This window comes from Fictibacillus arsenicus (assembly GCF_001999465.1).
Classification (GTDB): Bacteria; Bacillota; Bacilli; order Bacillales; family Fictibacillaceae; genus Fictibacillus; species Fictibacillus arsenicus.
On sequence record NZ_MQMF01000002.1, the window covers coordinates 233,998 to 260,621 of the forward strand.

The following is a 26,624-nucleotide window of genomic DNA, read 5'->3' on the forward strand; positions in this document are numbered from 1 at the left end:
TAAACAAGGGTTTATACATATGTTTTATGGTGACCCGAGAGGGGTTCGAACCCCCGACCTCCACCCTGTCAAGGTGGCGCTCTCCCAGCTGAGCTATCGGATCTCTATTTTTGCGGAACAATTAAAAATATACGACAGGGCAGCTAGTCTGTCAATAAAAAATTGACTTAATGAGACTGAAAAAATATTTATGAGTCTTTAACTATTTTTAAGATCCTTCAAAAAAATTTATGGTCCTCCAACAATTTTTATGAGCCTTCAAATTTTTTTTGGTCCTTCAAATCTATTTATAGACTTTTCGACAAACTCCCGCTTAAAAGTATACAAAAAAACCTCCGGCAGTCCGGAGGCTCTCTATTAACCTATTTTTTCTTCATTTTCATGCTGTGCGATTTCTTCAGCTGTCAGCCGCTCTTGCTTATCGCGAAGTCTGTGTGCAAGGCGGCTTGAGGCGTTGGCTGCGATACTTGCAACCAGATCATCTAAGAAAGTATGCACTTTACCGTTTGCTATCTTCGTATCTAACTTTTGAATAATGCCCATCTTAAATTTATCCAAGTGGCCAAAAGTTGTAACAGCTATGCTTCCGTATCCAAATACAGCGCCGAGGGCAATCGTCTCATCCACCCCGAACAATCCTTCATCCTGCTCAACGATACTCTGCAGTGGTTCTGAGAGCTTTTTTTGCTCTGCCAATATATCGAGTTCAACACCTACTAAAATAGCGTGTTGAATTTCTCTTTTCATTAAGACTGCATCAACGCTCTCTATACATTCTTCTTTAGTAAGTCCCGGTGAAAATGGAATCTGCATTTCATAAACGATTTCTGCGATCTCAGGAATGGTGACGCCTCTTTCATTCAGCAGCCTTCTAGCAGCCGCTTCGACTTCCCTACTGTGCACTCTATCTTTCAACAGACTTCACCTCATCTTTATGTTCACTACTAATCGTCATTCGTATTGATTCTTTCATTATAGCATTATATGTTACAATTATACGAGTCGAATGAAAACGCTTTTACTTAATATGCTGTCAGCAAAGGAGGTCCGTTTATGGCCATTCTTAAAGGAACCATTACAGACGATAAAATTCAAAGCAAATATTTAGATGAAACAATAGATTTACTTATCTATCTTCCTTCACGTTTCACTCCATTAGTAAAATATCCAATACTAATCGCACAGGATGGCAGGGATTACTTTCAATTAGGAAAGCTGGCAAAAACGGCTGACCGCTTAATGGAAGAACATCAAATAGAAGATTGTATTATTATTGGTGTGAACCATAAAGGAATTGAAGACAGAAAAGCAAAATATGATCCAACAGGTGAAAAACACGAGAATTATTTAAGGTTTATGACCTATGAATTGACAGCCTATCTAAATGAAAAATTCAACACCTTACAACTAGGCGCAGGCATGGGATTAATAGGAGATTCACTTGGCGGATATGTCGCTATGAAACTTGGTCTCTTATATCCGAATACATTTGGAAAAGTGATTGTACAATCGCCTTATATTCCAGAGGAACTGCTCCAAACCGTTGAATCTATCGAACAGATGCAAACATTGACGATCTATCATTCCATTGGCGATGAAGAACATAGCTTCACTAACCCTGAAGGAATAACAAAAGATTTTCTGGAACCTAACCGCAGGATGAACAAGCTATTAACGAATTTCGCGCTGGATTATGAATACTCAGAGTTTCAGGGTAACCATCTTTGGGTAAACTGGCAAAAAGATTTAGTGCCAGCATTAACATTTCTTTACAATAATCGCTAACTGTGGGAAATAAAAAGAATATTTGGTATACTATTTCAAAAGATGAGGGAGGAAGAATTATGAAATATGGTATTGCTATTTTTCCATCAAAAAATCTACAAGATAAAGTAAATTCCTACCGAAAAAGGTACGATCCACACTATGCCCTTATCGCGCCTCACATAACATTAAAAGAACCTTTTGAGGCGACCGAAGAAGAGCTTCAGGATCAGATTTCCTATATCTCTTCTGTTGCTCAGAACATTAATCCGTTTTCAATAAAGATTAACAAGGTGGGCTCCTTCCATCCTGTTAATAATGCAATCTACCTAAAAGTAAACGAAGCAGAAGAATTAAAGTCACTGCATGATCAGTTGTACTCAGGTCCGCTTGAACACCAGCAGCCTTATAATTTCGTTCCCCATCTAACATTGGGGCAAAAACTATCTGACGAAGAGCATTCAGATGTATTGGAGCGTCTTCGTATGATTGACATTGAACACGAAGAACGAATTGATCGCTTCCAGCTTCTATACCAGCTGGAGAATGGATACTGGACAGTATATGAAACTTTTCGTCTTGGAAAGGGTGTCTAAAAAATTTGATTAAAAAGTATACATCCGATGAACAAGGCTACAAAGATGCAATAGAAGTTAGAAGAGATGTATTTGTACGGGAACAGCAAATTGACGAAAGCGAAGAGATCGATGATTTCGAAGATTCCGCCGTTCATTTTGTGTTATACGATGAAAATAGCAAGCCTGTTGGAGCGTCCAGACTTCGTGAAGTAAAGGGAGAAGGAAAAGTTGAACGGGTTTGCATCCTTTCTTCACACCGGAAAAAAGGATTAGGTGAAGAATTGATGAGAGCTATGGAACAGACGGCTATTGATCAATCTTTTTCGAGCCTTATATTATATGCACAAATTCAGGCAGAAGACTTTTATAAAAAATTAGGGTATGAAACCACCTCCTCTGAGCCATTTCTAGATGCCAACATACCGCATGTAGCCATGAAAAAAGTATTGAATTCGTCCAAGTGACGGAATCAATACTTTTTTAGTTTATAAACGCCTTATCTCGTCAAAACTAAACAGTAATACTTTTATTATGAGGAGATACGGTTGATGGACATACATGTGGGACAACTAACTACAGAACTGATTGTGGGCTTTCTAGCTCTTTTTATCCTTACAAAAATTTTAGGAAAAACACAAATTTCACAGATTACTCCATTTGATTTTATTTCGTCCATCTTTTTAGGTGAATTAGTGGGTAATGCAATGTATGATGACGAGACTTCTATTTTTGTCATTTTATACGCTATTTTAATATGGGGTTCTCTCGTTTATTTGATAGAGATCATCTCACAAAAATTCAAAGGTACTCGTAAAATGCTAGAAGGCGCGCCGACTATTGTTATTCGCAAAGGATATTTAGACCGAGATCAGCTTAAGAAAAGCAAGCTTGATATCAATCAGCTTCAAAATTTAGTCCGTCAAAAAGGATATTTCAGTCTTCGCGAAGTAGAATATGCCATTCTAGAAACAAACGGTACACTAAGCATATTGCCTAAATATCAATACGGGTCACCAAATAGGCAAGACTTGAACATGCATACCGATCAACAGCCCGAGCTGCCCGTTACATTAATACTAGATGGAGAAATAAATATGGATAATCTTTCTACCGCTGGAATATCAAAAAAGAAACTATTAAATCAGATTCATGAACATGGTTATAAATCGGTTGAAGATGTGCTTTATGCAGAAATGTCAGAAGGTAAACTATTAATTATGCCGATGGCTGACCCGAAAAAATAACTGGCCGACCTTCCTTCATCGTATATACTGCTTTCCGTTCTTCAAAAAGCTGAATCAAGTATGCTGTAATTGCCGTCCGGAACAGAGAATACATCCCAAGATTGGGAGGCTCAATCTCATGTTTAATAAGCATTTTTGCTACCAAATCTTCCATTGAAAGACCGCGGGTGCCGCAAGCGATCAAAAAGTTATTCAGTTGGCTCAATAGTCTTTGGTGGACTTCGATATTCGTTGTAATCGTATCCTCGTATTTATCTAAAAAAGCACCATGTCCCGGGAGCATTCCGTCTACTTTTACATGAAGAAGATAATCAAGTGTTGTGAAATTTGAAGCCGAGTCAACAATAAAAGGAATCTTATGTTTTTCTATAACTTCCTTGCCGAGAAACGCATCAGCTGCAAAAAGTATCTCATTGTATAAAATCCCGTATTGGTTATGACTATGACCAGGCAAATGAATAAATTCAACTTCAAACGAACCATTCCTCCAAATTCCTGACTCGCAGATTTCATCGATATGTATGGAAGGAGCTTCTAAAAATTTGTTCCGCATCTCTTTTAATGGTGTATTACCATGAAACAAGTATATAGGCTCAAGAACTGGATATCTCATAATCGCTTCCTCAAGTGAAGGAGCTATTGTGTGAACTTCATAATTTTTTTGTATATATTGCGCGCCTCCAAAATGGTCAGCATGAGCGTGTGTGATAAATAAATGCGTGAGCGGCAACTCTTTATCGTGCAGCACTTGAATGGCTTTTTTGGCTGAAGCTGACTCAAGACCAGCGTCGATCAGCATACCTGAACTTCTATCCTCGCTTATGATGTAACCAATATTGACAGCACTTTTAAAATAATAGCAACCCTCTTTAATCTCAATAAATTCCAACTGGATCACCTCAGATAGAGTATTGTTCATTTGCAAAAAGAGCAAAAAAAAAGAAACCTATTAAATGGTTTCGTTAATTATCAATCCTTTTCCTTCTATTTCACTTAAGACTTGGTGGAACCTCTTTTTTTCTTCGACTGTATAACTACTTTTTGGGTTTGAAGATGTATGAACCGTGTCATTATGAATGGGAGGAACACTTGAAACAACAGGAAGACCAGGTTCACCTTTTTCCATACGACTAGCATATTGCATTCTTTGGATTGGTATATAAGGTAATATATAACCCATCTGCAACATCTCCTTTATTATCTATTCCTTTTTTCTTTTCCCTTTTCCTTCTAAGTTAAGCCTATTAAATAAAGAAAGAGCGCCTTTAAAGGGCACTCTTATAAACATGTGAATTGCTTATTCCCATGGATCATAATATTCGCCGGAGCTGGAGCTAGAAGAAGATTCATGCTTTTTGTGGCTGGATTCATGTTTATGAGAGCTTGAGCTAGAAGATTCCCAATGATGTTCATCTTCATGGATAATGATTTTACCTGCTTTAATAATTACTTTATCTGCATAAATCTTTTTATACTTCTTATTATTCTTACAGTAAAAACAATCTTCCATGTTTCAACCTCCTCGTATAGTACATCTTATGCGTGCCTTACGAGTTGGTTATAGGCTGTCTCACTAAAAGTTTATTGCAATATGGTTGACTGCTTTGGCTCGATAATTTTGCTTATGAAAATATACAAAAGCTTCTACTGTGATATTTTCATCAATCTTGCTTCTAATAGGTATTTGAAAATCGTCAAGTGTTAACTTCCCGCCACTATTAATCTTAGTTTCTCTCAATGGGCAGATCCAGATTTCTCCTCTATCTTTTGCTTCTAATGCCCATTCGTTATCCATAAACATCCATACGGATTGTGCCATTTCTTCCTGAGAAGGTGAAGTGAGTAACGAAATAATCTTCCCTTTTAATGAGGAAGCTTCTGCAGGCTGAAAACGAAAGCAGATATATGGATTATCCAAAGTTTCAGTTCCTGTGTTTTCAAGATAAAAGTTCCCCCTGACAAATCCTGTTTTTTCTTTTGTGAAAATGACAGAGTAATCAAAGTAACTCAAGCAGCTTTTTTCTTCTTTTTTTCCAGGTGCAGCAGATTTAGCTTCATCTACATTTATATTCTCATCTACAATAGGTTCAGGTGAGCGGTTGATATTAATTCTTTTTTCCATACTTTTAATCCTCTGCTGGTACAAATCAATCTGTTGATCTTTTTCATTTAATTCATCTTGTATATTCTTAAGAAGTTCTTCGTAGCCATTCATTCTTTTTTCCATCTCATGATCTTGTAATCTGCTAATCTTTTTCGAAAAATCTTCGACTTGAGCTCTCAGATTAACAAGTTCTTTTTCCTTTTCCTCAATGAGACGAATTGACTCATTGCTGTTAATCTCATTTTCTAAATTCTCGATCTTCTCTTCTGCAAATAGAAGCTTCTTTTCTAGATCAAGGGCTTTTTCTTTGTAATACTCAATCCTGGAAATGAGCCGTTCGTAGCTTAGTTTGTCTTTTGTACCCATACATCTTCCCCCTTGCAAAAATAGGCTCTTTCCTTATTCTATGTAAACCCTATCCAATCGTTCACTTTTTTTTAAGCTGTTTTCGTAAACATTGTTGCTATGAAAAGATGTTGATTTCTGCCTCCAAGATGCTCGCTTTCCGCGGGGCGTGCGGTGAGCCCCTAGGCAAATCAGCGTATCGGGGTCTCACCTGTCCCGCTGATCCCGCAGGACAAGGAAGGCTTCGACAGCGTTACATCGCACGAAGAAAATGTGGATTTTCATTTTCGAGAAGTCTCGCACCTTACGCAACAATCAAATAGTCAAAGAAGCGCACTCCACAAAAAATCCCATAAGTAACAATTTTTTAGAAATGAGCTTTTTCTAAAATCAAAAAAGACCACTGATTAATTACCAGCGGTCTTCTTCTTCAGATCAATCCTTAGCTGTGCTGCAAACAATTTCCGACTGTGATTTCTCCAGTGTCAGTTGTTACAACACCTGTTGTAAATTCTCTATCGCCTTTTGAATTAATCAGTTCAGCCTCAAATTGATTGCCTTCACTTGTTTGTACGATAGCTAAATTGAAATTATAATTTTCACCAGTTGAATCATCAGTCCCTCTTCCGGAGATTATCATTTTCCATCCGTCGGAATATTCGTCACAGCAGAGTGAGTCTTGAGTAAATTCGGTAGCTGTGTATTGAAAAGCTCCCTGATCTTCTGTACCGGTATAACTTAAACGGAATGAGCTGCCTGACAGATGATAATTAGGACAAATGTCAACTAATACAGCTACACGCCCTGCTTCTGTTGCTTCATCACCAGTTAATCCGCTTGCGCTTCCTGTGGCTCTACACATGCAGCCTGGCCTGGGATATATGTCTGGACATTGTTGCGGGAACGATGCCTCCGGACACATTTCACCTTCGCTTCCTTCGCAAATTAAATCATTCTCACGAGGAGAACAGAATTTAGCGAGTACCTCAAGTTTTACTTCTGCTTCAACTTGAATGTCTACGCAGAATGTAATATCTATTGAAAAAGAAGTCGGAGCCGGGCTGTTCAACAAAACAGTGCCCGATGGAACGCGTGCAAATATTTTTGTAATACGGCAATAAAGATCTGTTCCGTCTGGATAGCACAGTACAAATGATTCAAATACAGAAGCATTCACTATTAATTCTGTTACAATTTCACCGCTTCTGTCTACTACCTGAACTTTAATGTCCGTTGTAAACAGAAGTTCAACTAACTGCGCAGTTGTAAAACCTCCATTAAGCGCAACGGTACATTCTCTTTTATCTCCTACTTGTTCGCATAAGAAATTTTCAGCGCAAGCTTCAGCGTTTTCGTTAGCTTGTGAAGTTTTAGGTACTTTGGTTACGATCCTTAGGGGACGCTTAGAAGGATCATCCAACGCTTCTTCTATTGCAGCAATTTGTTCAGGAGTAAAAGAAACAGTTTTTCTTACGTTTAGTGTATCTGTCACCCAGTCGTAAACTTTTTGAACGCGGATACACTCATCCTGCAAGTGTTTATGATTGTTTCCCATTGTTTCCCTTCCTTTCCTCATCATGATCTGAAGATTCCATACATACTATGGGAATAGAGTGGGTTATGACACAAGAACGAAAGCCTATTTTTAAAGTAACGAATTCAAGGAGGATCATTTATGAAATCAGTTTGGTATAACAATAATAATGTGTGTGATTTGACACCAATAGAATATGAATCCCTTTGCCTTTTATTACCTTACTGGGGACTTCAGATCTCTGATGACGAAGAAACAATAACAGGTGCTCTCTCCACTTTTATGTTAGGGATTCAAGGTCTATCACAGCAAAAAGTTAAAGAGCTGGTTCAACTTTTAATGCATACGGGGATAAGTATTACAACAGAGGATCATGTAAAATGCGATCAGCGTTTATATGTGGATTACCATGCCTCCCACCCTATGCCATTAGCATTAAATACACCAGATAAACAGCTCTATTACTTAAATCCTGCTACTTCTTTCCGTTTACCAGTACAATCTGGCATCCATAAAGGAATTACTCTAAAACGCAAAGATGGCCCGCTATTCTTAGCAGTACAGCCCGCTTTTGAGGAAAAAGTTACAGAATGGATCAGCTATTTAGTCATACAATCCTTCTTGCGTTTTTCTTTTGAATCGTTGACTTCCATATCAGAATCAACATTTATGTCGTGTGCTGATAAAGTATTAAGTCATATAAATCCCAGTTTTGCAGCTGTACAAATGCCTCACAAAAATATAAAAAAAAGAACTCCTGATCTATCAGAGAATATAGTTGAAAAGCAGGATACACAGCAGAGCAAAAAAGCTAAAGGTGATTCTTTTTATGAAGAATCTAATACAATGCCTGCTGTAAAAAGTCTAAACAGACCAAAAATTACGGTTCCCCCGATCCGTCCATTTTCTTCATCAGGATCTCTCATTACAAGACAAGTGCCAAAAACCTATGACCACGGTCAGCTCACTTCAAGAAACGCACAGCCCATTAATCCTTTCAAATCCGTTGCAAAAAAAGAACATCCTATACAACCCTTTAAACCCCACAATAATAATGAAAAAGGAAAAAACGTCATACGTCCATTTAAGCCAAAATAAAACACCGCAACCGTAAAAGAGAATATAATAACAATGCATCCAGGATATTTAGACAGAGGAGAGATGGAAAGTGAATAAGGATGATCTTCAGAAGTTATATTCTGAAATCAAAGCAAACAAAGCCAAGAATGCCGGAAAGAATAATCTTATTCAGCCCCCTGTTAAAAAGGGCTGCGGTTCTTGCGGAAAAGTAACTTGGAAACCGAATAAAGCAAAATAAAAGAAGCTGTCACCAAATTTATCTGGTGGCAGCTTTCTATATTAATAGATATAATTATTTTTTATCAAGTATTCTATAACAGAATTTGTACAATCCTCAATATTTTTTAACTCGGTTTGAAGCACAATCTCAGAAGAAGATGGTATTTCGTAAGGGTTAGATATGCCTGTGAAATTTGTGATCAGCCCATTCCTAACCTTTTTGTATAGCCCTTTTGGATCTCTATTCTCACATTCAGAAAGACTGCAGTCTACATAGATCTCTATAAATTCATCCTTGCCAAGCATCTTTCTTACTGCCTGACGGTCTTCTTCAACAGGGGATATCGCTGCTACTAATACAATGACACCATTATCCACAAAAAGCTTGGCGACTTCTCCCAATCTCCTTATGTTCTCTTTCCGGTCCTCTTCAGAAAACATAAGATCTCGATTCAAGCCATGCCTTACATTATCTCCATCGAGCAAAACTGTAGACAAACCTTTTTGGAATAAAATATGTTCAACTTCAGAGGCGATAGTAGATTTTCCCGATCCGGATAACCCAGTGAACCAAAGGACAAAACTCTTATGGCCATTAAGTTTTTTCTTCATGTCTTTTGTTACACGTGTTCCGTGCCATTTAATATTTTTCTGTTGCTGATTCATAATTTCGTAACTTCCTATCCTTAGCTAATCTGCATAATAATCCCGTAACACAGAAATGACTTCTGGTCTGCTGAAATTGCCTGGAATGAGATCGTTATTCCGCAGCTTCTCTCTGACTTTAGTTCCTGATAAGATAAGCCTGTCTTTATCATCGTGAGGACAGGTTTTTACCGTTGCCATTGAACCACATTTAGAGCAATAAAAGCTATTCTCAAAAAATAACGGTGTAATTCCAATCTCTTTTTTTTCAAAATGACTAAAAATTTCATGAGCATCGTACGGCCCATAGTAATTGCCCACACCTGCATGATCTCGCCCGATTATAATGTGAGTGCAGCCATAATTTTTCCTGACCAGCGCATGAAAGATCGCTTCACGCGGACCAGCATATCTCATCGATCCTGGAAATACTCCTAGCACAACGCGTTCTTTCGGATAATATTGATCCAATAAAACCTTATAGGATCTCATTCTCACGACGGCAGGAATATCATCTTGTTTTGTTTCCCCGACAAGCGGATGCAAAAATAGGCCGTCCACGTTTTCTAATGCCGTTTTCTGAAGATATTCATGAGCTCTGTGGATCGGATTTCGCGTCTGAAAAGCAACAACCTTGTCCCATTTTTTTAATCGAAAAAATTGTCTCGTCGTCTCAGGACTTAAATAATATTGGGATTCAACTGTTCGTTCAGGCATCTGGAACATTGTTATACGTCCTGCTACATACCAGCTTCCCCTCTCTTTCAATCTCTTTACTCCCGGATGCGAATCATCTTCTGTTTTATAAACCAGTTGTGATTCCAACGTAAGGTCTGGTTTATATATTTCTTTTATTTCAATCTTTCCATATATTTGTTCATGATAGCAAAGAGCAGCTTCTTCACTGTTCTTTAGCTTTTTTGCTAATTCATCTGAAACTGGCAAAGTAATAGGCAGAGACCAAGGCAGTCCATTGCTTAAGCGCATATGGTGAAGGACTGACAAATAATCGGCTTGATCCATAAAAGAATCAAGCGGACTAAATGCCCCGATTGCCAAACATTCCAGGTCAGATAACGAAACAGGATCCAAATCAATCCGTGCGTTAAACTGGTAACTTTCCTGAGGAATATACCTGTTTACTAGACTTCCGCCATGGGGAAGTATGGTCATAGCTTTCACCTCGAAAATTAGTGAGTTAGCTTTACGCTAACTCTTATTATTTTATGTTGTCCCACTAGAAACCGTGAGCAGATTTATGAATAATAGACTCCTCTTCTCTTGATCGAAATTAATTGCCAGAATAACCATGTCCATTTAAGTGTTGTACGAATAAAATGTTTGTATCGCACTATGAATATTCATAGAGCAATTCAAATTAGGAGGAAACTTAGTGAAAGTAGGCGTTGTTCTCCCTGTGTATCACCAGGAAAGGGAATATATTTTTGAATGTATCGAATCAATGGAGAAACAAACTTTTCGTGACTATAAACTTGTGATTGTACTTGATGGTCCGAACGATGAAACTGTAAGTGCTATAAAAGAAGCAAGCAAACTATTAACAATTCCCTATCAAATAATAGACCGTAAAGTAAACAGAGGCATCTCGCCAACATTAAATGAGGGCTTTCAGCTTTTACAAGACTGCCCATACCTTACATGGATATCGAGTGATAATAGACATGATCCAAACTTCCTGGAGCGGCTTGTTGCCGCGATGGATCAGGCAACCCCAGAAACGGTATTAGTCTATTCCTTTTATAGACGAATCGATGAAAACGGGAAACCGATCACCTATACGAAAGCTTGGTATGAGTATGTAGAATATTTTATGACGAGACCAAAAGAAGAAATCTTTCAAAACTGTTTCATCGGCTGTTCATTTCTCTTTAAAAGAGAAGCATTCAACAAAGCAGGAGGCTATCGTGATAAATTTCCGAACGTACAAGACCATGATTTTTGGATCCGCTTGCTGCAGTACGGCGATTTCTTCTTATTACGAGAGTATATTATGGAATATCGATTTAACGGCAAGTATGCACTTACAACAAATATTCCACCCGAACAGTTGACAATGGAAAGTATGGCAAGCAGTGTTGATGTTCGAAAGATGATTGGACAACTGCCAAAAGTAAGTGTTATTTTGTATTCACACAATCATGTAAATACGATTAAATACGCTATTCAAACTTTACAGCAGCAAACCTATCGTGATTTCCAGCTGATCGTGATAGATGACGGGTCGACAGACCATTCACCAGATGCTATTCATACCACACATGACTCCCGAATGGTTCCCCTCCTCCTTCAACACCGAGGGAAAACAAAATCCTTAGAAATCGCACTTCAATACTGTATAGGGGAATACGTTCTTTTTATGACGGGGGAGGACTGGCTCGATCCTGAAGCTCTTCGTTTGATGGTTGAAAGAATGAATTCCTTACCTTTAAATACAGACTTGTTATTATCCAATCATAAGATTTGGTACAATCGCCGAGGCAGGCTGGTTTCGGGTCCCATCATAACCGGTCAATCTTATAGCTCATTGCCGTCAATAGAAATTAATATGCCATATGCTGTCCTATATAGAAGTTCTTCCTTAAAAAAGGATTTCAACACAGCTGCTGATTCTCTAGTAGAAGATCATTTATTTCAATTAAATCGAAAAAATAACAACACACATTGGATGAATATGGCTCTCTATCATAAACGTATATAATTTTAAAAAGAGCGTCCCCCACTCTGGAGACGCTCTTTTCTTTTGTTAATCGCTTGCTGCTATACCTGAAAAACTTTCTGGTCCTACCCGAGTAACACCTAGAGCAGTTACAGATACATACATTGAATATGTGAGTTGCACAGCAGCTGCTGGATTGAAATCCAATGCATTTATTGTAAATACTTGAGGACCTACAACGCTTATATTCATAGATTGAGTTGCAGAATAGACCAATGGTGAATTAGAGCTTGTTCCTCTAACAATAGTGATATTAACAGTGGTAGCGACTGGTATTAAAGGCAACTGAAGAGAAACAGTCCCTTGCAATTCCACACGAATATTACTCCCTGCATTTTGGGTAGCTAATCCAATACGGCCAATAAGCTGAGGTTCATTGATTACGAGAATAGGTACAGAAATAGAGTTTGCATAACTTGCATTTTGACTTGTTCTTAAGTCTAAAAACTTTGCCATCTTCTCACCTCCCTTCAAAAGATTAAAAGCGCACTTTTTTTAATCTACTAAGGTTCTGTAATAGGAAAGGGTGTGAGCAATTGATTCTTTCAAAGAAAAAAAATTCTGCCAATTTAATTCTTTAATTTTTTCAGTATTCATCAAATCTGGCGGTTTATCTGGCAAGGAGTTTGTGGATGTAAAAGTTAGATCTAATTGAGTCAAAGATTGATAAATTGCTGTGATATCGGATAATAAACTCCATTGCCCCGATCCAATTTCGTAGGTAGTGTTAACTGTTCCTTTATTTAATAAAATCTCATACGCAGAAACGGCATCCCGAACATCTAAAAATTCCCTTGCATTCTCAAAGTGACTGATCGCAATAGTTTCTGCCTTTTTTTCTTTTTCCATTAATGTAATTCGTTTTGCTAACACAGATACGAATCCAGATGAAGGACCTGGTCCTATTAAGTTACATGGTTTAGCTACTAATACAGGAAGTTTAAACAAAGAGCACCAATTTAAAGAAAGGTTTTGCTGAAATTGTTTACTTACAGCGTAAGGATGATTTATTCCGGAAAGTGCAGAACCGGCTATTAGCGTTTTGCAATCAGGCTTTTCCACTCGGATAGCTTCAAGAAGGTTAAGTGTTCCAATTACATTAATCTCAATAGTATTTAATGGATCATCCCATGACTGGGAGACTGAATTCACTCCTGCCAGATGCAAACAATAATCAGGTTTATATTTCTTAATAACATTTGAAATTTGAAATTTATCTAAGAGATCACATGTCTCCAATTCCCATTTCAAATGCTTAGCCGTTTTTCTTGAAGTACCTATAACCCGATAACCTACTTCAGAAAAATAATGACAGGCATGCAAACCCGTAAAACCTGCTGCACCTGTAATGAGGATCGTTTTCATGACAACCAGTCTTTTAATTCTTGAAGCTGTTTTTCATAAGGGACAACTTTGTACTGATAATCTTGTCTGGAGTTAAAAAGAGTACGGTCTATTCGGGGATCTGTATGAGGTATAATATCAACATTATCTTTTTGAAAGATGCGCTTTATTAGGGTGAGCAGTTCAAATTTGGAGACAATTTCAGGAGCGGTTAAGTGGTACAGGCCTGTTAGAGGGTTCTCAATAGCATGATGTATAAATTTAGCAAGTTCTAATGTAGTTACTCCATTCCATTTCACATGGGTAAAGCCCTTTATAACCCCTTTCTGGTTAATGAACCAATGAAACAATCCGATTCCATCTTTTAATTCTGGACCGATTATAGAAGTTCTTATGGTTAAATGGGGGTCCATTTTCATTTCACCAAGCTGTTTTGTTTTGGCATACATCGATACACCATCGGGAATAGATGCTTCGTTATAGTTTCCTTCATGTCCGCTAAAAACACAATCCGTACTAATATGAATCAATTTTCCGCCGTATTCTTTTAAATGTTTAGCTAATTCATGAGGAAGGAGGCTATTTACCAGAATTGCTTCACGTGGATGGATAGCTGCATATTCATTTAATAGGCCTATACAATTGATAATGATATCCGGTTTGTGGGTTTGAACCACTTCCCTAATTTGGTTTAAATCCGTTGCATCCAGCATAATATGGCCAGCCGTTTTATCTCTGGATGTTAATATCAGTTCGTATGGTGAATTATTTTTGAAATAGGAGGCAATCATATGCCCCGCCATTCCATTTGCCCCTGTTATCATTATCTTCAAGACAGAAAACCGCCTTCAGTTAACATTGTATAGATTTCTTCTTTTGTCATTAAGTCTTTTTCAGAGCTATAGCTCTCTAATTCAACTTTTTCATAAGCAGAATAATGCTGGTTCAGCCCTTCTATATCAATTGTTGGCAAAATAACAAAATATTCATTATCATAGTACACCGTTGTAGCGCTCTCATATTCGGAGAGCAGAATCTCGTGAAGCTTCTCACCAGGCCGCTTCCCAAGCTCAACCATTGTTATGCCTTCTTTCCCAGAAGCATCAATAAGAACTTGAGCTAGATCAGTGATTTTGCATGTAGGCATTTTCATAACAAAAATCTCGCCTCCAACACTTTCAAAGGTAGCTTTAAACAATAAACTGATCGCTTCTTCAAGTGTTAAAAAGAATCTTGTCATTTCAAAGTCCGTAATACCAACTTGTCCTTTTTTTTCAATCTGGCTTTTGAATACGTGAATTACACTGCCGTTGGTTCCTAAAACATTACCTCCCCTTACGCAAACAAACCGTGTATGTTTGCTAAGAAGATTTGCATGAATGATTAATTTCTCGCCGATCGCTTTTGTCATACCGTATAGATTAGATGGGTTAGCAGCTTTGTCTGTTGATATATAAATAACTTTCGTAACTTTATGATGGATTGCCGTTTCAATAACGTTTTGAGTCCCTTGAATATTGCTCTTTAAAGCCTCGTATGGCTGCAATTCACAGATTGGCACATGCTTAAGAGCAGCAAGGTGATAAATGTAATCGACTCCTTCACTAGCTCTCATGAGAGAATCTTTGTCTCTAATATCTCCAATCATAAAGGTAAGCTTTGGATTGTAATCAAATTGTCTCTGCATGGCAACCTGGCTAGCTTCATTACGGGATAAAACGATGATTTCTTTTGGCTCCTTTGGCAGCAGCTGCTTTACGAGTTCATGACCCCAAGAGCCTGTGCCTCCCGTAATTAATATTCTTTTATTTAACAATACTATTTCCTCCTAAGATAAACTTTACTACGCGATCTGAAACATCCAGATCACCATATCCCTCTGGAATTGACCAATGCTTTTCTTCATGAGTCATCACCTTTACTGAAGATAAGATCTGCTGTGCAGTAACCCCTGATACACAGTTGCTTCCACATTTTACGGTTTCTGGTCTCTCCGTACTATTCCGCATGGTCACAGTTGGCACTTGAAACAAACAGCATTCTTCTTGAACTGTCCCACTATCAGAAAGTACACAATAAGCATTCTTTTCCAACTTCACAAAGTCAAAAAAACCAAATGGTTCATGAAATTGTACGAATGGATGCATCTCCAGTTTGTTCGTTTCTATTATTTTTGATTTTGTTCTTGGATGAATGGAACATATTACAGGCATTTGAAAAGATTCTGCGACTAGATTCAATCCTGTTAAGATTTCTTTTAAGTGATTAGGATTGTCCACATTCTCCGCACGATGTGCAGTTACCAGCATGTATTTTCGTGCTGATAAAGTAAGTTTTTTCAAAATGTCACTATTATCGATTGATTCTTTAAATTGAGTTAAAACTTCATAAATTGGATTCCCCGAAACCATGATTCTATTTACTGGTACGCCCTCTTTGATTAAATTCTCGCGGCTGTATTTCGTATACGGTAAGTTAAATGTAGATATAGCATCAATGACTTTTCTGTTTTTTTCTTCAGGGACAGAAAGGTCAAAGCACCGATTTCCTGCTTCCATGTGAACGACAGGTATATTTAGACGTTCGGCAACAATCGAAGATAACGCACTGTTGGTGTCACCTAAGACAAGTACCTTATCCGGCTTCTCATAAATCAGTATCTTTTCAAGTTCTGAAAACAAATGAGCGATCTGATTTCCGAAAGAAAATTGCTGTCTCATTATAATATAGTCAGGCTGTCTAAGATTGAATTCTTGGAAAAACACATCATTTAATGAATAAGTAAAATTCTGTCCAGTATGAACCAAAATATGTTTGTCTGCTAGTCGATCAAGTTTTTTTATAATTAAGCTTAACCTGATAATTTCTGGTCTTGTCCCAAGGATAGTTACTATTTTCAATGAAACTCTCCTTTCTTAATAAACATTAAGACTTTATATTAAACTATGATTTTAAAGTTAAAGTGGACTAGACCCCTACCCTTTTCATAAAAAAAAGGCGGTAAATGAAATCCCGAACTTTTTTAAACAAGCTTCATACTATAGCTTATAAGGGTTTTTAAGGAGCTATCGTATGTCTAAAACCAAGATTCTATTTGTATTTTATTTACCTAGCGGAGGCATGGAAACACTAAATCGCCAGCGCTGCAAAGCACTCGTAAAACATGATATAGAGTGTCACCTTTTGTATATGCAGAACGGAACTGGGATGCAAAATATTTCACAAATTCCTACTTATATAACGAATCATGATAGTGAAATAAAGAAAATATTAAAAAATCACCAATTTGATGCCATTTTTGTAAGTTCTGATATGCAGATGCTTCAAAGAATACGAAACTTAGGTTACAAGGGTAAATTGTTCTTTGAAGTCCAGGGACTGGGTAGTTATAAGGACGCCGAAAAAATTCTGACACAGGCAAAGCCTTTTGTAATGAATTTCTCAGATGGCATTCTTTATCCCCAAACACCTCATCTAATCAGTTTGATCGAGGCTCATTATCCTGCGCATCCGAAGTTTTGCTTTCATAACTGCTTTGATACGGAAGAATTTAGCTATCGATCAACTCAAAGACTGACTCAACCTGTTATAGGCTGGGTAGGAAGATTAGAACTGAATAAGAATTGGGATGACTTTCTGTTGTTTGCCATGCGGTACACTAAAATAAAACCGAATACGAAGTTTTGGATGTTTATTGATAATACGCTTGGGAATCATCATGAAAAGGCAAGATTTTATAAATTAATAAACCGATATAAACTAACAGATTCTGTAGTCATTCACGCTAACGTTCCCCATAAGCAGATGGCTGAATATTTCTCTATGATTGGAGATAGCGGCGGTTTCTTGCTATCTACTTCAAAGGTAGAAGGGTTTGGTTATGCGGTCATTGAAGCGATGAGCTGCAGATGTCCTGTACTTACTTCAGATTCAGACGGCGTAAAAGCGTTCATTATCCACAATGTCACTGGAAAATTCTACGAGAATAGTAATATTGGGTCAGCGGTTAAACAAGCGATAGAGCTTACTGACAATCATGAATTACGAAATGAGATCATCCAACATGCATTGAATCATCTTTCTTTATTCAACTTAGACGTATATGCCAATGAATTTATGAAATTATTAAAGTAAAAAAGCCGCTTATTCTTAAGAGGCTTTTTTTTATGTGTATTTTTAAAACCTGTTTTGCATGGCAATCTTAATCAGTTCATTCATTTTATCCATGTGTCGCTGAGTAGTTATTTGCATTTCTTTTCGAATATCTATTCGGTGCTGTTTCGTACCCATTCTGCTATGGACTCTGTAGTGCACGAGCGGCTCGGGATAATAGTGAAAATGGTATATTGATAGTATTCTTAACCAAAAATCATAATCTTGTGTGTAGAGCAATGTTTCATCAAACAAACCAAATTCCTTAAATAGATTCATGTGTAACATGACCGTACAGCCATTAATGACGCAGCCTCTTCTCATCCTTTTTAGAAAATGAACTGTGTTCGGAAAACCCATTCCTTGAGGTGAAGAAACAATTTTTCCAGACTCATTGATCAAATAAAAATTTGAATAACTTGCGTGAGCATTAATAGATTTCATATAATGCAGCTGTTTTTCGATTTTTAAAGGATGGAATACATCATCAGAACTTAACCAGGCAAAGTAATCCCCTGTTGCATGCTGAATTCCCATATTTAAAGCCGAGGCAGTACCACCGTTTTGTTTTTCAATATATCTGATTCTATTTAAATAAGGTGTTACTTTTTCTTTATGCAGTGATGAACCATCATTTACAACTATGATTTCGATATTCGTGTACGTTTGATTTATGGCACTTTCGATAGCAAAAGAAATGTAAGGACAGTTGTAAAATGGAATAATGATGGAAACTTTGTTCAATGCGAACTAATACCTCCTTACTTGTTATTTTGTAAGAATTGTTGAATAGCATTGATCATTTCTTTTGCTCTTATTTCAGTCGTATGCCTTTGTTGGATTAAAGCTAGGCCATTTTTTACGATTTGATTACGAAGTGCTTCATTTTGTAAATAATACTCCACTTTTTCTTTGAAATTGGTCTCATCTATAGCAACGAACGTTTTTCCATCGACAAAGCCTAAATCTGTTAACTCTTGGGAGCCCGGTGCAGCGAGAAGTGTACCGCATGCCAATACTTCAAAATATTTTAGCAACGGAAAATGATGAATAGAATCACATGTTAAAAAAATGTGTGCTCTGCTGATCTCTTTGGCATATTTTTCACCTGAAAGTCCGTTCTTTACAACTCCATACCCAGGGTGGGATCTTTGAACAAAACGTCGATCTCTAAAATAATGCTGTGCGATCTTGTGTCTGAAGGGATAAATGTGTGGATAAGCAGCACCGATCATTAATAGTGGAATATCTTTAGAAATGGGTTGAATGTGAAAGATATCGGAAGGTACATGATGAGGAAACCAGATGATTCGGCTAATGTGATCAGGAAGCCACATTTTAAACGCATCTCTATAATGGCAAAAGATTAAAGCTGGTTTCTCCTGATGGATTAAAAAATTTCGTTTTGAAAGCTTGTAATGCAAGTCATGCATTAATGTACCGTGGGGGATAGTAAGATCCTTTAACCCTCTAATAAAAGGCCGATACTCAGGCTTATAATCATTTAACAGAATGAAATCGGGTTTGGCAGGCAGTTGGTTAACAATGTCCAAAATGTATCCGTCACCATGCCAGACAACGAGATTTGTAAGTTTTGCAAGTTCGTTTTCTAAGTAAAAACTGCTCCTTTCAAGCTGTTGGGAACGGTCTTTTGTAATAAAGAGAAGATTAATTTTTTTCATCTTACTCTCCTTTCCTTCTATTTAAATAACTCCATGCTTTCGCATGGAGTCCTGATTCTAAAGCTCAACAAGTAATATTTTGTCTAGTGGTACAACATATAAACCAGCACCAGCAGAACCAGCTTGTGAGAAAACTACAAAATCTCCACCAACTTCAACAACTCTTACACCCGTTAAATCAGGTGTACCTGGAGGCTGATTGGAATTCACAAGAAACACTTCTGCTATTACATATTGTTCTCTCAAATATCTAATAAAGAAATCACGGTATAAACCAAAATGTACTAACGCCATAGATTAAACACTCCTTTAAAACTTGGGCAATAGATAAGCCCTACTTTAATATATGCCGCTCATTTATTTTGGTTTGGACAAACGTCTTTTTTTAAGGCTATTTTCGTAAACTTTGTTGTTTTTGGAAGATGTTAATTTCCGTTCCAGGTTGCTCGCTTTCCGCGGGGCAGGCGGTGAGCCACATTCGAACATTTCATTTTAAGTGTCTCACCTGACCGCCAGGCCCGCAGGAGACTCGCACCTTCCACTGCAATCAACTTTTCAATGAAGAACTTCATCAAACCTCCCTGTAGTAACAAACTTTTAGAAAAGAGCTTTTTAAGGAAGATTAAACATTTTTCCATGTGCCTATTTAAAGAAAAATGGTTTATTACCCTATTACACATTTGTCCGACTATCCATATAGTATATTAACCTGATAGACGAGAGGAATCAGGTACATGTATCTATTTCAAAGGAGGAAATACATTGAGTTTATTCAATAATAGCTCATGTTGCGGTGGTGACACTGCTGGCACGACTAGAGAAAAGTCAAAGTGCACTGGCTGTGTTTGTGAACTTTTAAACCAGCTGGCTAATAACAGAATGAACGGCAACTTATGCGCTATGGGTGCACAGCAAGTAGTTCGGCTTGTACTAAAAGGTGCGGATCGAGGGCTTGACGTTACAGGCGGAGGCGGTCCTGCAACAGAATTTACAATCGTAAGTTTTGACCCTAAAACATGCTGTTTAGTCGTAACTCACAGAGAGGGCAACGATACAATTACATCTGTATTCGACTGTCGCTGCATCTGTGGTATTGTCTGTGTTCCATCTCGCAATGGCTTGACTGCCCCTTCAGTACTAGGCTGATAAGTAAAGGATACAGCCACAACATTTTATAGGACTGAAGAGTATAGGATACAGTCCAGGACGCGAAAAAAACCCCGAATCCCATTGAGAGCATTCGGGGTTTTGTCTATTATCTTTTAACGTGCAATAGTATTGTAGCCGCTGTCGACATGAAGAATCTCACCCGTGATACCGCGAGCCAAATCACTCATCAAGAAAAGTGCAGCATCTCCTACTTCTTCTTGCGTGTTCGCTTTTCGTAGTGGTGATCTTTCTTCGATTTCTTTTAGTACAGAGTTAAAGTCACCAATCCCTTTTGCCGCTAATGTACGAATTGGACCTGCTGAGATCGCGTTAACACGGATTCCGTCTTTTCCTACATCACTTGCCAAGTATTTCACACTAGCATCTAAAGAAGCTTTTGCAACTCCCATAACATTATAGTTGGAGACTACTCTTTCTCCGCCAAGATATGTTAAAGTAACAATGCTTCCGCCTTCGGTCATTAATGGACGAGCTTCTTTAACAACTGCTGTAAGGGAGTAAGAAGAGATATTGTGAGCCAAAAGGAACCCTTCACGAGTAGTGTTCAGGTATTCGCCTTTAAGTTCTTCAGTATTAGCGAATGCGATACAGTGTGCTAACCCGTGGATTACTCCAACTTCTTCTTTTAAAGTCGTGAAGGTCTTTTTAATTTCTTCATCATTTGTGATGTCGCATGGTAAAACAAGAGAATCATTTCTTTCTAACGATTCCGCAAGATCACGTACATTCTTTTCAAGTCTTTCACCTGCATATGTAAATACAAGTCGCGCCCCTGCTTTTGATAGAGATTGAGCGATTCCCCAGGCAATGCTTCTTTTGTTAGCAACACCCATAACAACAAACGTTTTATCTTGTAATGATAGTTGATACATAAAAAATCTCCTCCCCATGGTCTATGTTTCTTTAAATTAAGTATTAGTATTTGTTATTAGTACCAAGTCCTAATTAGTATAACAGATAAAAAGGAAGAATTCACTAGTTAACCTTTGCTTGTCTCAATATTTTTCACTTCAAAACCACATGCATGACATCGGTAAATTACATTCTGGTTCGATTGAGCAATAAGTATTTCATCATTAAGATTATGCTGTGCCTCACAATTCGGGCAATAAACAATTGGAATCATATTTGATTTCACCTTTCTATTGTTTTATTACTAGCATGCTCCATTTTTGCAAAAATAAAAAGCACTGGCATTTGCCAGCACTTTTATTATGAAAGAATCTCTCTCATCTGATGAACTTGTTGTTTGCTTCCTGTAACAACCATCTTATCTCCCAGCATGATTTCTGTGTCACCGTGAGGGTTGATGGAATCTTTTCCTCTATAGATTCTTACGATAATACTGTCCCCTAGGAATGGGAAGTTTCTTAACGCCGTTCTGTGGTACGAGCTGTTTCTAACGATGATTTCATTCAAGCTGTTATCTTGAGTCGTGAGAATATCAACTACAGCAGGATTTTCAATCAATGCTTTTAATAGAACTTGAGAAGAGAAATAAACAGAGTAAACTTCTATTCCTTCGTCCTTAAGACCATCACGTTTTGAAGGATCTTCTATTCGAGCAATAATTCTTTTAACTCCTTCTTCTTTTGCTAGGAGTGCAAGTTTTTCATTCGTTTCATCGTTTCCCGTTGCACAAATGATAACGTCTGTGTTAAATACATCTGCTTTCTTTAGTGTGTTTTCTTCATAATTTTCAAGTTCTTTTATATTGAAGCTTTCTAATTGCTTTTGATCTTTTTCTTCTTGTTTTGTGTGATAGATTCTTTGCACAAATCTTGTTGTGTCGAGCTCAGATGTTAAAGGCAAGGTAAATTGATTAGCTCCGACAATAACAAGCTGTTCTTTTGCTGTTTCTCCCTCTTCTTTTTTCGGGAAAAACTTTTTAAAGAAAATTGGTGTGATGATTGCACTGATCACTGCTGTTAAGATAAGTGCAGAAGATGTTCTCGCATCTATAATTTCAATACGTTCACCAATTTTTGCAGCGGCGATAACGAGTGACAGCGTGGAAGTCAATAAAAATCCGGCTGCAGTTACCGTTTTCCAATCATACCATTTTCTCAAGTACAGAATCGGAAGAAATTTTGAAATTAATAAAGCAACGAGCAGCAATGGTATTAATGCCAGTGCTTTAGAATCTGAAAAAATAGATCGGATATCAAGCTCAACACCTACCATTACAAAAAAGATAGGAATTAAGAATCCATAACCAAATGAATCAAGCTTGTGCACAAGATGCTTATTTGGTGATAGAAGAGAAACAAGTACACCGGCTAGAAAGGCACCTAGGATATTTTCTGCGCCTACTGTTTCAGATAAACCGACTAACACGATGATCAGAGTAAATACAGCTCTTGTATCAAGCTGTATGGTTCCTTTAGACATGGTTTCAAGAAATGATTGATGCCTCATCTGTTTTCCAACAAAGTATAAGATTATTCCAGCTGCAAATAGAATGAGCAGCAGCCACATTCTGCCCGGGTCTCCTGATTGCATTGATACAAACAGAGCGAGCAAAATCATTGTAACGAGATCAGCAATTACAGCGACTAATAAGATGATCTGTCCGATTGTCGTTTTAGACAGCTTTTCTTCTTTAAGTGTTGGTACCACAACACCCAATGAAATGGTCGATATGACAAGTGTCATAAAGAACGCACTTTCTGCAAATCCTCCCCAGACAAACAATAGGGATAATCCGTATGAAAGGATGAGAATAAAAAGGAAAATTACCGATGAAACGAAAATACGGTTTGGTTCTTTTCTTTCTTCTTTATTCTTCTTTTTGTTATTGCCGCCAGCAAAAATGCTAAAGTCAATCTCAAGACCGCTTAAAAACATCAAAAAGATAAAGCCAAGGACTGATAGAATCTCCAGCCATGCATCAGGATGGACGATATTAAAGCCGCTTTTACCAAGGATAATTCCCGCAATGATTTCCGCTACCACAACAGGAATAACGCGCAATTTGAACTTACTAAGTAATATCGGAATAAAAAATGCAGTAAGAATAACTAATACTAATGAAGTAAAAGAAGCATGTTCTTCCATAGGACCTCCGTAATTTCCATAATTATTATTGGTTTACTATATTAAACCTCAAAAAGAAAAGTCAAACGATTGTGCTCAAAATGATTTGCAAAGCTTGTGTTTTTAGGTAAGATAATACATGTTATTGTTTTACTTTAAGGAGTCGATTCCACATGCAGAATAACCATAAATCTCCATGGCAGCAGCTTGATTACAATCTTTTGTTCATTTTGTTCCTCATGGTCATTACAAGCTGTATTGCCATCTACAGTGCTCAAATGATGGATCAATACGGAAGCAACTTTGTTATTAAACAGCTAGTTTGGTACTTCATTGGCGGTATCGCTGTTGTAGGAGTAATGGTATTAGATTTCGATCAGTTCAGAAAGCTTTCCTGGTATTTATACGGACTGGGAATACTACTGCTTCTCGGCATACTTGCTGCCCCAGAGAGCATTGTTCCTAACATTAACGGTGCACAGAGCTGGTACAGATTTGGTCCTTTTGCCTTGCAGCCGTCAGAACTTGTAAAAGTTTCACTTGTTATTGCTATTGCAAATACAATAGCTACACATAATGAAAAGTATATTATCCGTACGATGCATGAAGACCTTTTATTGCTTGGGAAAATAGCCCTAATTGCCGGCTTCCCTACTCTTTTGGTTCTCATGCAGCCCGACCTTGGCACAAGTCTCGTCTTTATGGCGATCACAGGCAGCCTTTTACTTGTATCTGGTGTGAGATGGAGAATTATTCTATTCCTTATTCTTTCCTTTATTCTGTTCATATCAATCCTAGTATGGATATATTTCACTTTTCCACAGTTTTTCGTGGATCATATCCTTGATCAATATCAACTGAATCGCTTCTATGCTTGGCTGGAACCTTACGAACATAAAGATGCTGGATATCATACTCGTAACGCGCTACTTGCTATTGGCAGCGGCATGCTTTTCGGTAAAGGGTTCACGGAAGGTTCCGTTTATCTCCCTGAAGCCCAGACTGACTTTATTTTCTCGATTATTGGTGAGGAATTTGGATTTTTAGGAACGAGTATCGTCATTTCATTATTCTTCTTGATGGTATACAGAATGATTAACACGGCACTTGAGAGCAACGAAGCTTTCGGCAGTTATTTATGTGCTGGAGTGATCGGAATGCTTACGTTCCAAGTGTTCCAAAATATTGGTATGAACATACAAGTAATGCCGATCACCGGTATTCCGCTTCCGTTCATCAGTTATGGAGGCAGCTCGATACTTGCATACATGATCGCTTTTGGACTCGTTTTAAATGTAAGGTCGAGAACAACCAAATATATGTTTGAATAACACCTGATTTTTCAGGTGTTTTTCTTATGTCATTGAAGTATCCTAAGAGTGAATGAGGTGAAAAATATGAAGTATGATATCATCGGCGACATCCATGGCTGTTTTACTGAATACAGGAACCTTACAGAAGTATTGGGCTATGATTGGAATGAGGGATTGCCTAGACACAAAGAAAGCAGAAAACTCGTTTTCCTGGGAGATCTCACAGACAGAGGTCCTGAATCTATAAAAGTGATGGAACATGTCTTTGAACTTGTTAAACAAAATTTAGCATTTTACACTCCAGGCAATCATTGCAATAAACTATACCGATATTTACTAGGAAGAAATGTGCAGGTGAAGCATGGCTTAGAAACTACTGTTGCAGAACTAGAAGCACTTGATGATAAGTTGCGTAAAACAGTGAGTGAACGTTTTTGCACACTGTACGAAAATGCTCCTCTTTATTTAGAACTAGATAAAGGTGATTTGGTAGTTGCCCACGCTGGCATTCGCGCCGATTATGTAGGACAGACGAGCAAAAAAGTAAAAACATTTGTTTTGTATGGAGATATTACGGGTGAAACCAATCCAGATGGAACACCAGTGAGGAGAGATTGGGCGAAGGAACACCATGGTGATCTAACAATTGTTTATGGCCATACCCCTGTAGAAAACGTTCGCCATATTAAAAACACATGGAATATCGATACCGGATGCGTATTTGGCGGAAAGCTTAGCGCGCTACGGTACCCCGAGATGGAAGTGTTTAGTGTACCTTCCACGATGCCGTTTGTTCCTGAGAAATTCCGTTCATTTGATGATTAAAACAAAAGGAGTGTCAGTTTTTCATGAAACTACACTCCTTTTATTTATAATAACTGATCTGGATCAAAGCCTAACATGATAAAATCTTGTTCATAAATTTCGAACACTAGCTTTTTTGTTTCACCATCATAGAAATTTTGATAAGGCGGCAGTGTACTGTTTCGAATGTATGAATGTAAATTCACATCAGCAAAAGATTCTTTTGCAGTTGTATTCATCTTTTGAGCAATATGATGATGTGATTGAGTGAGAACATCTAATGGTGACTGCAACAGCTTATATTTACTTTCAATGTTTCTCAACTTAGAATTGAGATCTTCGAGTTTGATATAGTTTTGAACAAAAAGCTCTTCGCCTTTTACATACTGCTGAGCAACATGAGAGTTAACGATCTCCCGTTCCACACCAATCTCCTCGAGCCTGTATAAAAATTGCCTAAAGGAAAAACCTTCTTTAACATCTGGAGCAATCTGTCTCATGATTTCAGGCATTGCTAATGCTGCAATATATGAACTCACTGCCCTTTTATATGGGTTTCTAATTACCTTAAAAGTATCCTTTTTTAGATTCATAAGTTCATTTCGTAAATTGAGTTTATGATTGGGTTGCAATTCATAGACGTTCTCTCTATAAGTATGAATCCATTCAGAATATTTATTGGCTTGATCTAAGATTCCGATTTGAAAGTAAAACCATTTCACCAAAGTTGTACATCCACACTTTGGGTTCCAGAAGAAGATGATCGGAAACTCCTTATGAAACAATGGAATTGGTTCTGCAATCAGACCTGGAATTGCCTCTTCTTTTTTCTTTTGTAAATCAGACATGGTTTTCACCCCCATTCATTACTAG

The 26,624-nt window shown here is 37.7% G+C and carries 31 protein-coding genes and 1 tRNA gene; 11 read left to right on the top strand and 21 right to left on the bottom strand.

Features of this window, described 5'->3' with window-relative positions:
* Positions 1–27: 27 nt before the first annotated feature.
* Both UN64_RS08305 and UN64_RS08310 read right to left on the bottom strand, forming a co-directional pair.
* Positions 28–103: transfer RNA gene (locus tag UN64_RS08305), tRNA-Val, on the bottom strand.
* A gap of 254 nt (positions 104–357) precedes the next feature.
* Positions 358–915, bottom strand: a complete 558-nt coding sequence (locus UN64_RS08310; protein ID WP_077361609.1) for a phosphatidylglycerophosphatase A family protein — start codon at positions 913–915, stop codon at positions 358–360.
* Between the two features lie 138 nt (positions 916–1,053).
* On the opposite strand from UN64_RS08310, the gene UN64_RS08315 reads away from it, so the two are divergent.
* From UN64_RS08315 to UN64_RS08330, 4 genes are all read left to right on the top strand, one after another.
* The gene (locus UN64_RS08315) at positions 1,054–1,785 is read left to right on the top strand and encodes an alpha/beta hydrolase (protein WP_077361611.1); all 732 of its coding nucleotides are present in this window, start codon (positions 1,054–1,056) and stop codon (positions 1,783–1,785) included.
* 59 nt (positions 1,786–1,844) lie between these two features.
* Entirely contained in the window at positions 1,845–2,360 is a 516-nt protein-coding gene (locus UN64_RS08320) for a YjcG family protein (protein WP_077361613.1), read from the top strand.
* Between the two features lie 5 nt (positions 2,361–2,365).
* Positions 2,366–2,806, top strand: coding sequence for a GNAT family N-acetyltransferase (locus UN64_RS08325; protein WP_077361615.1), 441 nt, complete (start codon positions 2,366–2,368; stop codon positions 2,804–2,806).
* 84 nt (positions 2,807–2,890) lie between these two features.
* Positions 2,891–3,586: a DUF421 domain-containing protein gene (locus tag UN64_RS08330; protein ID WP_077361617.1), complete on the top strand. Its 696-nt coding sequence runs from the start codon at positions 2,891–2,893 to the stop codon at positions 3,584–3,586.
* On the opposite strand, the gene UN64_RS08335 is transcribed toward UN64_RS08330, so the two are convergent.
* The 5 genes from UN64_RS08335 to UN64_RS08355 form a co-directional block, all read right to left on the bottom strand.
* A complete protein-coding gene (locus UN64_RS08335; RefSeq protein WP_171978832.1) occupies positions 3,558–4,475 on the bottom strand; it encodes an MBL fold metallo-hydrolase in 918 nt (305 codons plus the stop codon). The genes UN64_RS08330 and UN64_RS08335 overlap by 29 nt on opposite strands.
* Before the next feature lie 60 nt (positions 4,476–4,535).
* On the bottom strand, positions 4,536–4,766 hold the full coding sequence (locus UN64_RS08340; RefSeq protein WP_077361621.1) for a hypothetical protein: 231 nt from the start codon (positions 4,764–4,766) through the stop codon (positions 4,536–4,538).
* Between the two features lie 117 nt (positions 4,767–4,883).
* The gene (locus UN64_RS08345) at positions 4,884–5,096 is read right to left on the bottom strand and encodes a hypothetical protein (RefSeq protein WP_077361623.1); all 213 of its coding nucleotides are present in this window, start codon (positions 5,094–5,096) and stop codon (positions 4,884–4,886) included.
* Positions 5,097–5,159: 63 nt separating this feature from the next.
* Positions 5,160–6,056: a magnesium transporter CorA family protein gene (locus UN64_RS08350; protein ID WP_077361625.1), complete on the bottom strand. Its 897-nt coding sequence runs from the start codon at positions 6,054–6,056 to the stop codon at positions 5,160–5,162.
* Positions 6,057–6,477: 421 nt separating this feature from the next.
* Entirely contained in the window at positions 6,478–7,590 is a 1,113-nt protein-coding gene (locus tag UN64_RS08355; protein WP_077361627.1) for a BMQ_0737 family morphogenetic spore coat protein, read from the bottom strand.
* Between the two features lie 120 nt (positions 7,591–7,710).
* On the opposite strand from UN64_RS08355, the gene UN64_RS08360 reads away from it, so the two are divergent.
* Entirely contained in the window at positions 7,711–8,667 is a 957-nt protein-coding gene (locus UN64_RS08360; RefSeq protein ID WP_077361629.1) for a hypothetical protein, read from the top strand.
* 70 nt (positions 8,668–8,737) lie between these two features.
* Positions 8,738–8,887, top strand: coding sequence for a hypothetical protein (locus UN64_RS20825; protein ID WP_165389422.1), 150 nt, complete (start codon positions 8,738–8,740; stop codon positions 8,885–8,887).
* A 41-nt stretch (positions 8,888–8,928) separates the two neighbouring features.
* Here UN64_RS20825 and cysC read toward each other — a convergent pair whose 3' ends face one another.
* Together cysC and sat are read right to left on the bottom strand one after the other, a co-directional pair.
* Positions 8,929–9,534: an adenylyl-sulfate kinase gene (cysC, locus tag UN64_RS08365; RefSeq protein ID WP_077361631.1), complete on the bottom strand. Its 606-nt coding sequence runs from the start codon at positions 9,532–9,534 to the stop codon at positions 8,929–8,931.
* Positions 9,535–9,558: 24 nt separating this feature from the next.
* Positions 9,559–10,686, bottom strand: a complete 1,128-nt coding sequence (gene sat, locus UN64_RS08370; RefSeq protein ID WP_077361633.1) for a sulfate adenylyltransferase — start codon at positions 10,684–10,686, stop codon at positions 9,559–9,561.
* 220 nt (positions 10,687–10,906) lie between these two features.
* On the opposite strand from sat, the gene UN64_RS08375 reads away from it, so the two are divergent.
* Positions 10,907–12,232 carry a glycosyltransferase family 2 protein gene (locus UN64_RS08375; RefSeq protein ID WP_077361635.1) on the top strand — a complete coding sequence of 442 codons (1,326 nt, stop codon included), beginning with the start codon at positions 10,907–10,909 and terminating at the stop codon, positions 12,230–12,232.
* A 45-nt stretch (positions 12,233–12,277) separates the two neighbouring features.
* On the opposite strand, the gene UN64_RS08380 is transcribed toward UN64_RS08375, so the two are convergent.
* Genes UN64_RS08380 through wecB form a run of 5 tightly spaced genes read right to left on the bottom strand, consistent with a single transcriptional unit; the run spans position 12,278 to position 16,494 of the window.
* Positions 12,278–12,706, bottom strand: coding sequence for a hypothetical protein (locus UN64_RS08380; protein ID WP_077361637.1), 429 nt, complete (start codon positions 12,704–12,706; stop codon positions 12,278–12,280).
* Between the two features lie 39 nt (positions 12,707–12,745).
* Positions 12,746–13,615: an NAD-dependent epimerase/dehydratase family protein gene (locus UN64_RS08385; protein WP_077361639.1), complete on the bottom strand. Its 870-nt coding sequence runs from the start codon at positions 13,613–13,615 to the stop codon at positions 12,746–12,748.
* Positions 13,612–14,418 carry a dTDP-4-dehydrorhamnose reductase family protein gene (locus UN64_RS08390; protein ID WP_306460367.1) on the bottom strand — a complete coding sequence of 269 codons (807 nt, stop codon included), beginning with the start codon at positions 14,416–14,418 and terminating at the stop codon, positions 13,612–13,614. Before UN64_RS08390 ends, UN64_RS08385 begins: the two co-directional genes overlap by 4 nt.
* A 5-nt stretch (positions 14,419–14,423) precedes the next feature.
* A complete protein-coding gene (locus UN64_RS08395) occupies positions 14,424–15,410 on the bottom strand; it encodes a polysaccharide biosynthesis protein (RefSeq protein WP_077361643.1) in 987 nt (328 codons plus the stop codon).
* Positions 15,400–16,494 carry a non-hydrolyzing UDP-N-acetylglucosamine 2-epimerase gene (gene wecB, locus UN64_RS08400; RefSeq protein WP_077361645.1) on the bottom strand — a complete coding sequence of 365 codons (1,095 nt, stop codon included), beginning with the start codon at positions 16,492–16,494 and terminating at the stop codon, positions 15,400–15,402. The genes UN64_RS08395 and wecB overlap by 11 nt, the downstream gene beginning before the upstream one ends.
* A 172-nt stretch (positions 16,495–16,666) precedes the next feature.
* Between wecB and UN64_RS08405 the strand changes: the two genes are divergently transcribed.
* On the top strand, positions 16,667–17,728 hold the full coding sequence (locus tag UN64_RS08405; RefSeq protein ID WP_077361647.1) for a glycosyltransferase family 4 protein: 1,062 nt from the start codon (positions 16,667–16,669) through the stop codon (positions 17,726–17,728).
* 42 nt (positions 17,729–17,770) lie between these two features.
* Here the strand turns inward: UN64_RS08405 and UN64_RS08410 are convergent, their stop codons facing one another.
* The 4 genes from UN64_RS08410 to UN64_RS20830 form a co-directional block, all read right to left on the bottom strand.
* Positions 17,771–18,490, bottom strand: coding sequence for a glycosyltransferase (locus UN64_RS08410; protein ID WP_077361649.1), 720 nt, complete (start codon positions 18,488–18,490; stop codon positions 17,771–17,773).
* Positions 18,491–18,507: 17 nt separating this feature from the next.
* Positions 18,508–19,428, bottom strand: a complete 921-nt coding sequence (locus UN64_RS08415) for a glycosyltransferase (RefSeq protein WP_077361651.1) — start codon at positions 19,426–19,428, stop codon at positions 18,508–18,510.
* A gap of 57 nt (positions 19,429–19,485) precedes the next feature.
* Positions 19,486–19,722, bottom strand: coding sequence for a hypothetical protein (locus UN64_RS08420; RefSeq protein WP_077361653.1), 237 nt, complete (start codon positions 19,720–19,722; stop codon positions 19,486–19,488).
* Positions 19,723–19,853: 131 nt separating this feature from the next.
* Positions 19,854–20,000, bottom strand: a complete 147-nt coding sequence (locus UN64_RS20830) for a hypothetical protein (protein ID WP_171978833.1) — start codon at positions 19,998–20,000, stop codon at positions 19,854–19,856.
* 190 nt (positions 20,001–20,190) lie between these two features.
* On the opposite strand from UN64_RS20830, the gene UN64_RS08425 reads away from it, so the two are divergent.
* Positions 20,191–20,574 carry a hypothetical protein gene (locus tag UN64_RS08425; protein WP_077361655.1) on the top strand — a complete coding sequence of 128 codons (384 nt, stop codon included), beginning with the start codon at positions 20,191–20,193 and terminating at the stop codon, positions 20,572–20,574.
* A gap of 116 nt (positions 20,575–20,690) precedes the next feature.
* Here UN64_RS08425 and fabI read toward each other — a convergent pair whose 3' ends face one another.
* Positions 20,691–21,470, bottom strand: coding sequence for an enoyl-ACP reductase FabI (gene fabI, locus UN64_RS08430; protein ID WP_077361657.1), 780 nt, complete (start codon positions 21,468–21,470; stop codon positions 20,691–20,693).
* Between the two features lie 340 nt (positions 21,471–21,810).
* Positions 21,811–23,655 (bottom strand): monovalent cation:proton antiporter family protein, encoded by a 1,845-nt coding sequence (locus tag UN64_RS08435; protein WP_077361659.1) that lies wholly within the window; start codon positions 23,653–23,655, stop codon positions 21,811–21,813.
* 152 nt (positions 23,656–23,807) lie between these two features.
* Between UN64_RS08435 and UN64_RS08440 the strand changes: the two genes are divergently transcribed.
* Both UN64_RS08440 and prpE read left to right on the top strand, forming a co-directional pair.
* Positions 23,808–24,965: an FtsW/RodA/SpoVE family cell cycle protein gene (locus UN64_RS08440; RefSeq protein ID WP_077361661.1), complete on the top strand. Its 1,158-nt coding sequence runs from the start codon at positions 23,808–23,810 to the stop codon at positions 24,963–24,965.
* Positions 24,966–25,031: 66 nt separating this feature from the next.
* Positions 25,032–25,772, top strand: coding sequence for a bis(5'-nucleosyl)-tetraphosphatase PrpE (prpE, locus tag UN64_RS08445; RefSeq protein WP_077361663.1), 741 nt, complete (start codon positions 25,032–25,034; stop codon positions 25,770–25,772).
* A 44-nt stretch (positions 25,773–25,816) separates the two neighbouring features.
* On the opposite strand, the gene UN64_RS08450 is transcribed toward prpE, so the two are convergent.
* The gene (locus UN64_RS08450) at positions 25,817–26,599 is read right to left on the bottom strand and encodes a sulfotransferase family 2 domain-containing protein (protein WP_171978834.1); all 783 of its coding nucleotides are present in this window, start codon (positions 26,597–26,599) and stop codon (positions 25,817–25,819) included.
* Positions 26,600–26,624 lie beyond the last annotated feature (25 nt).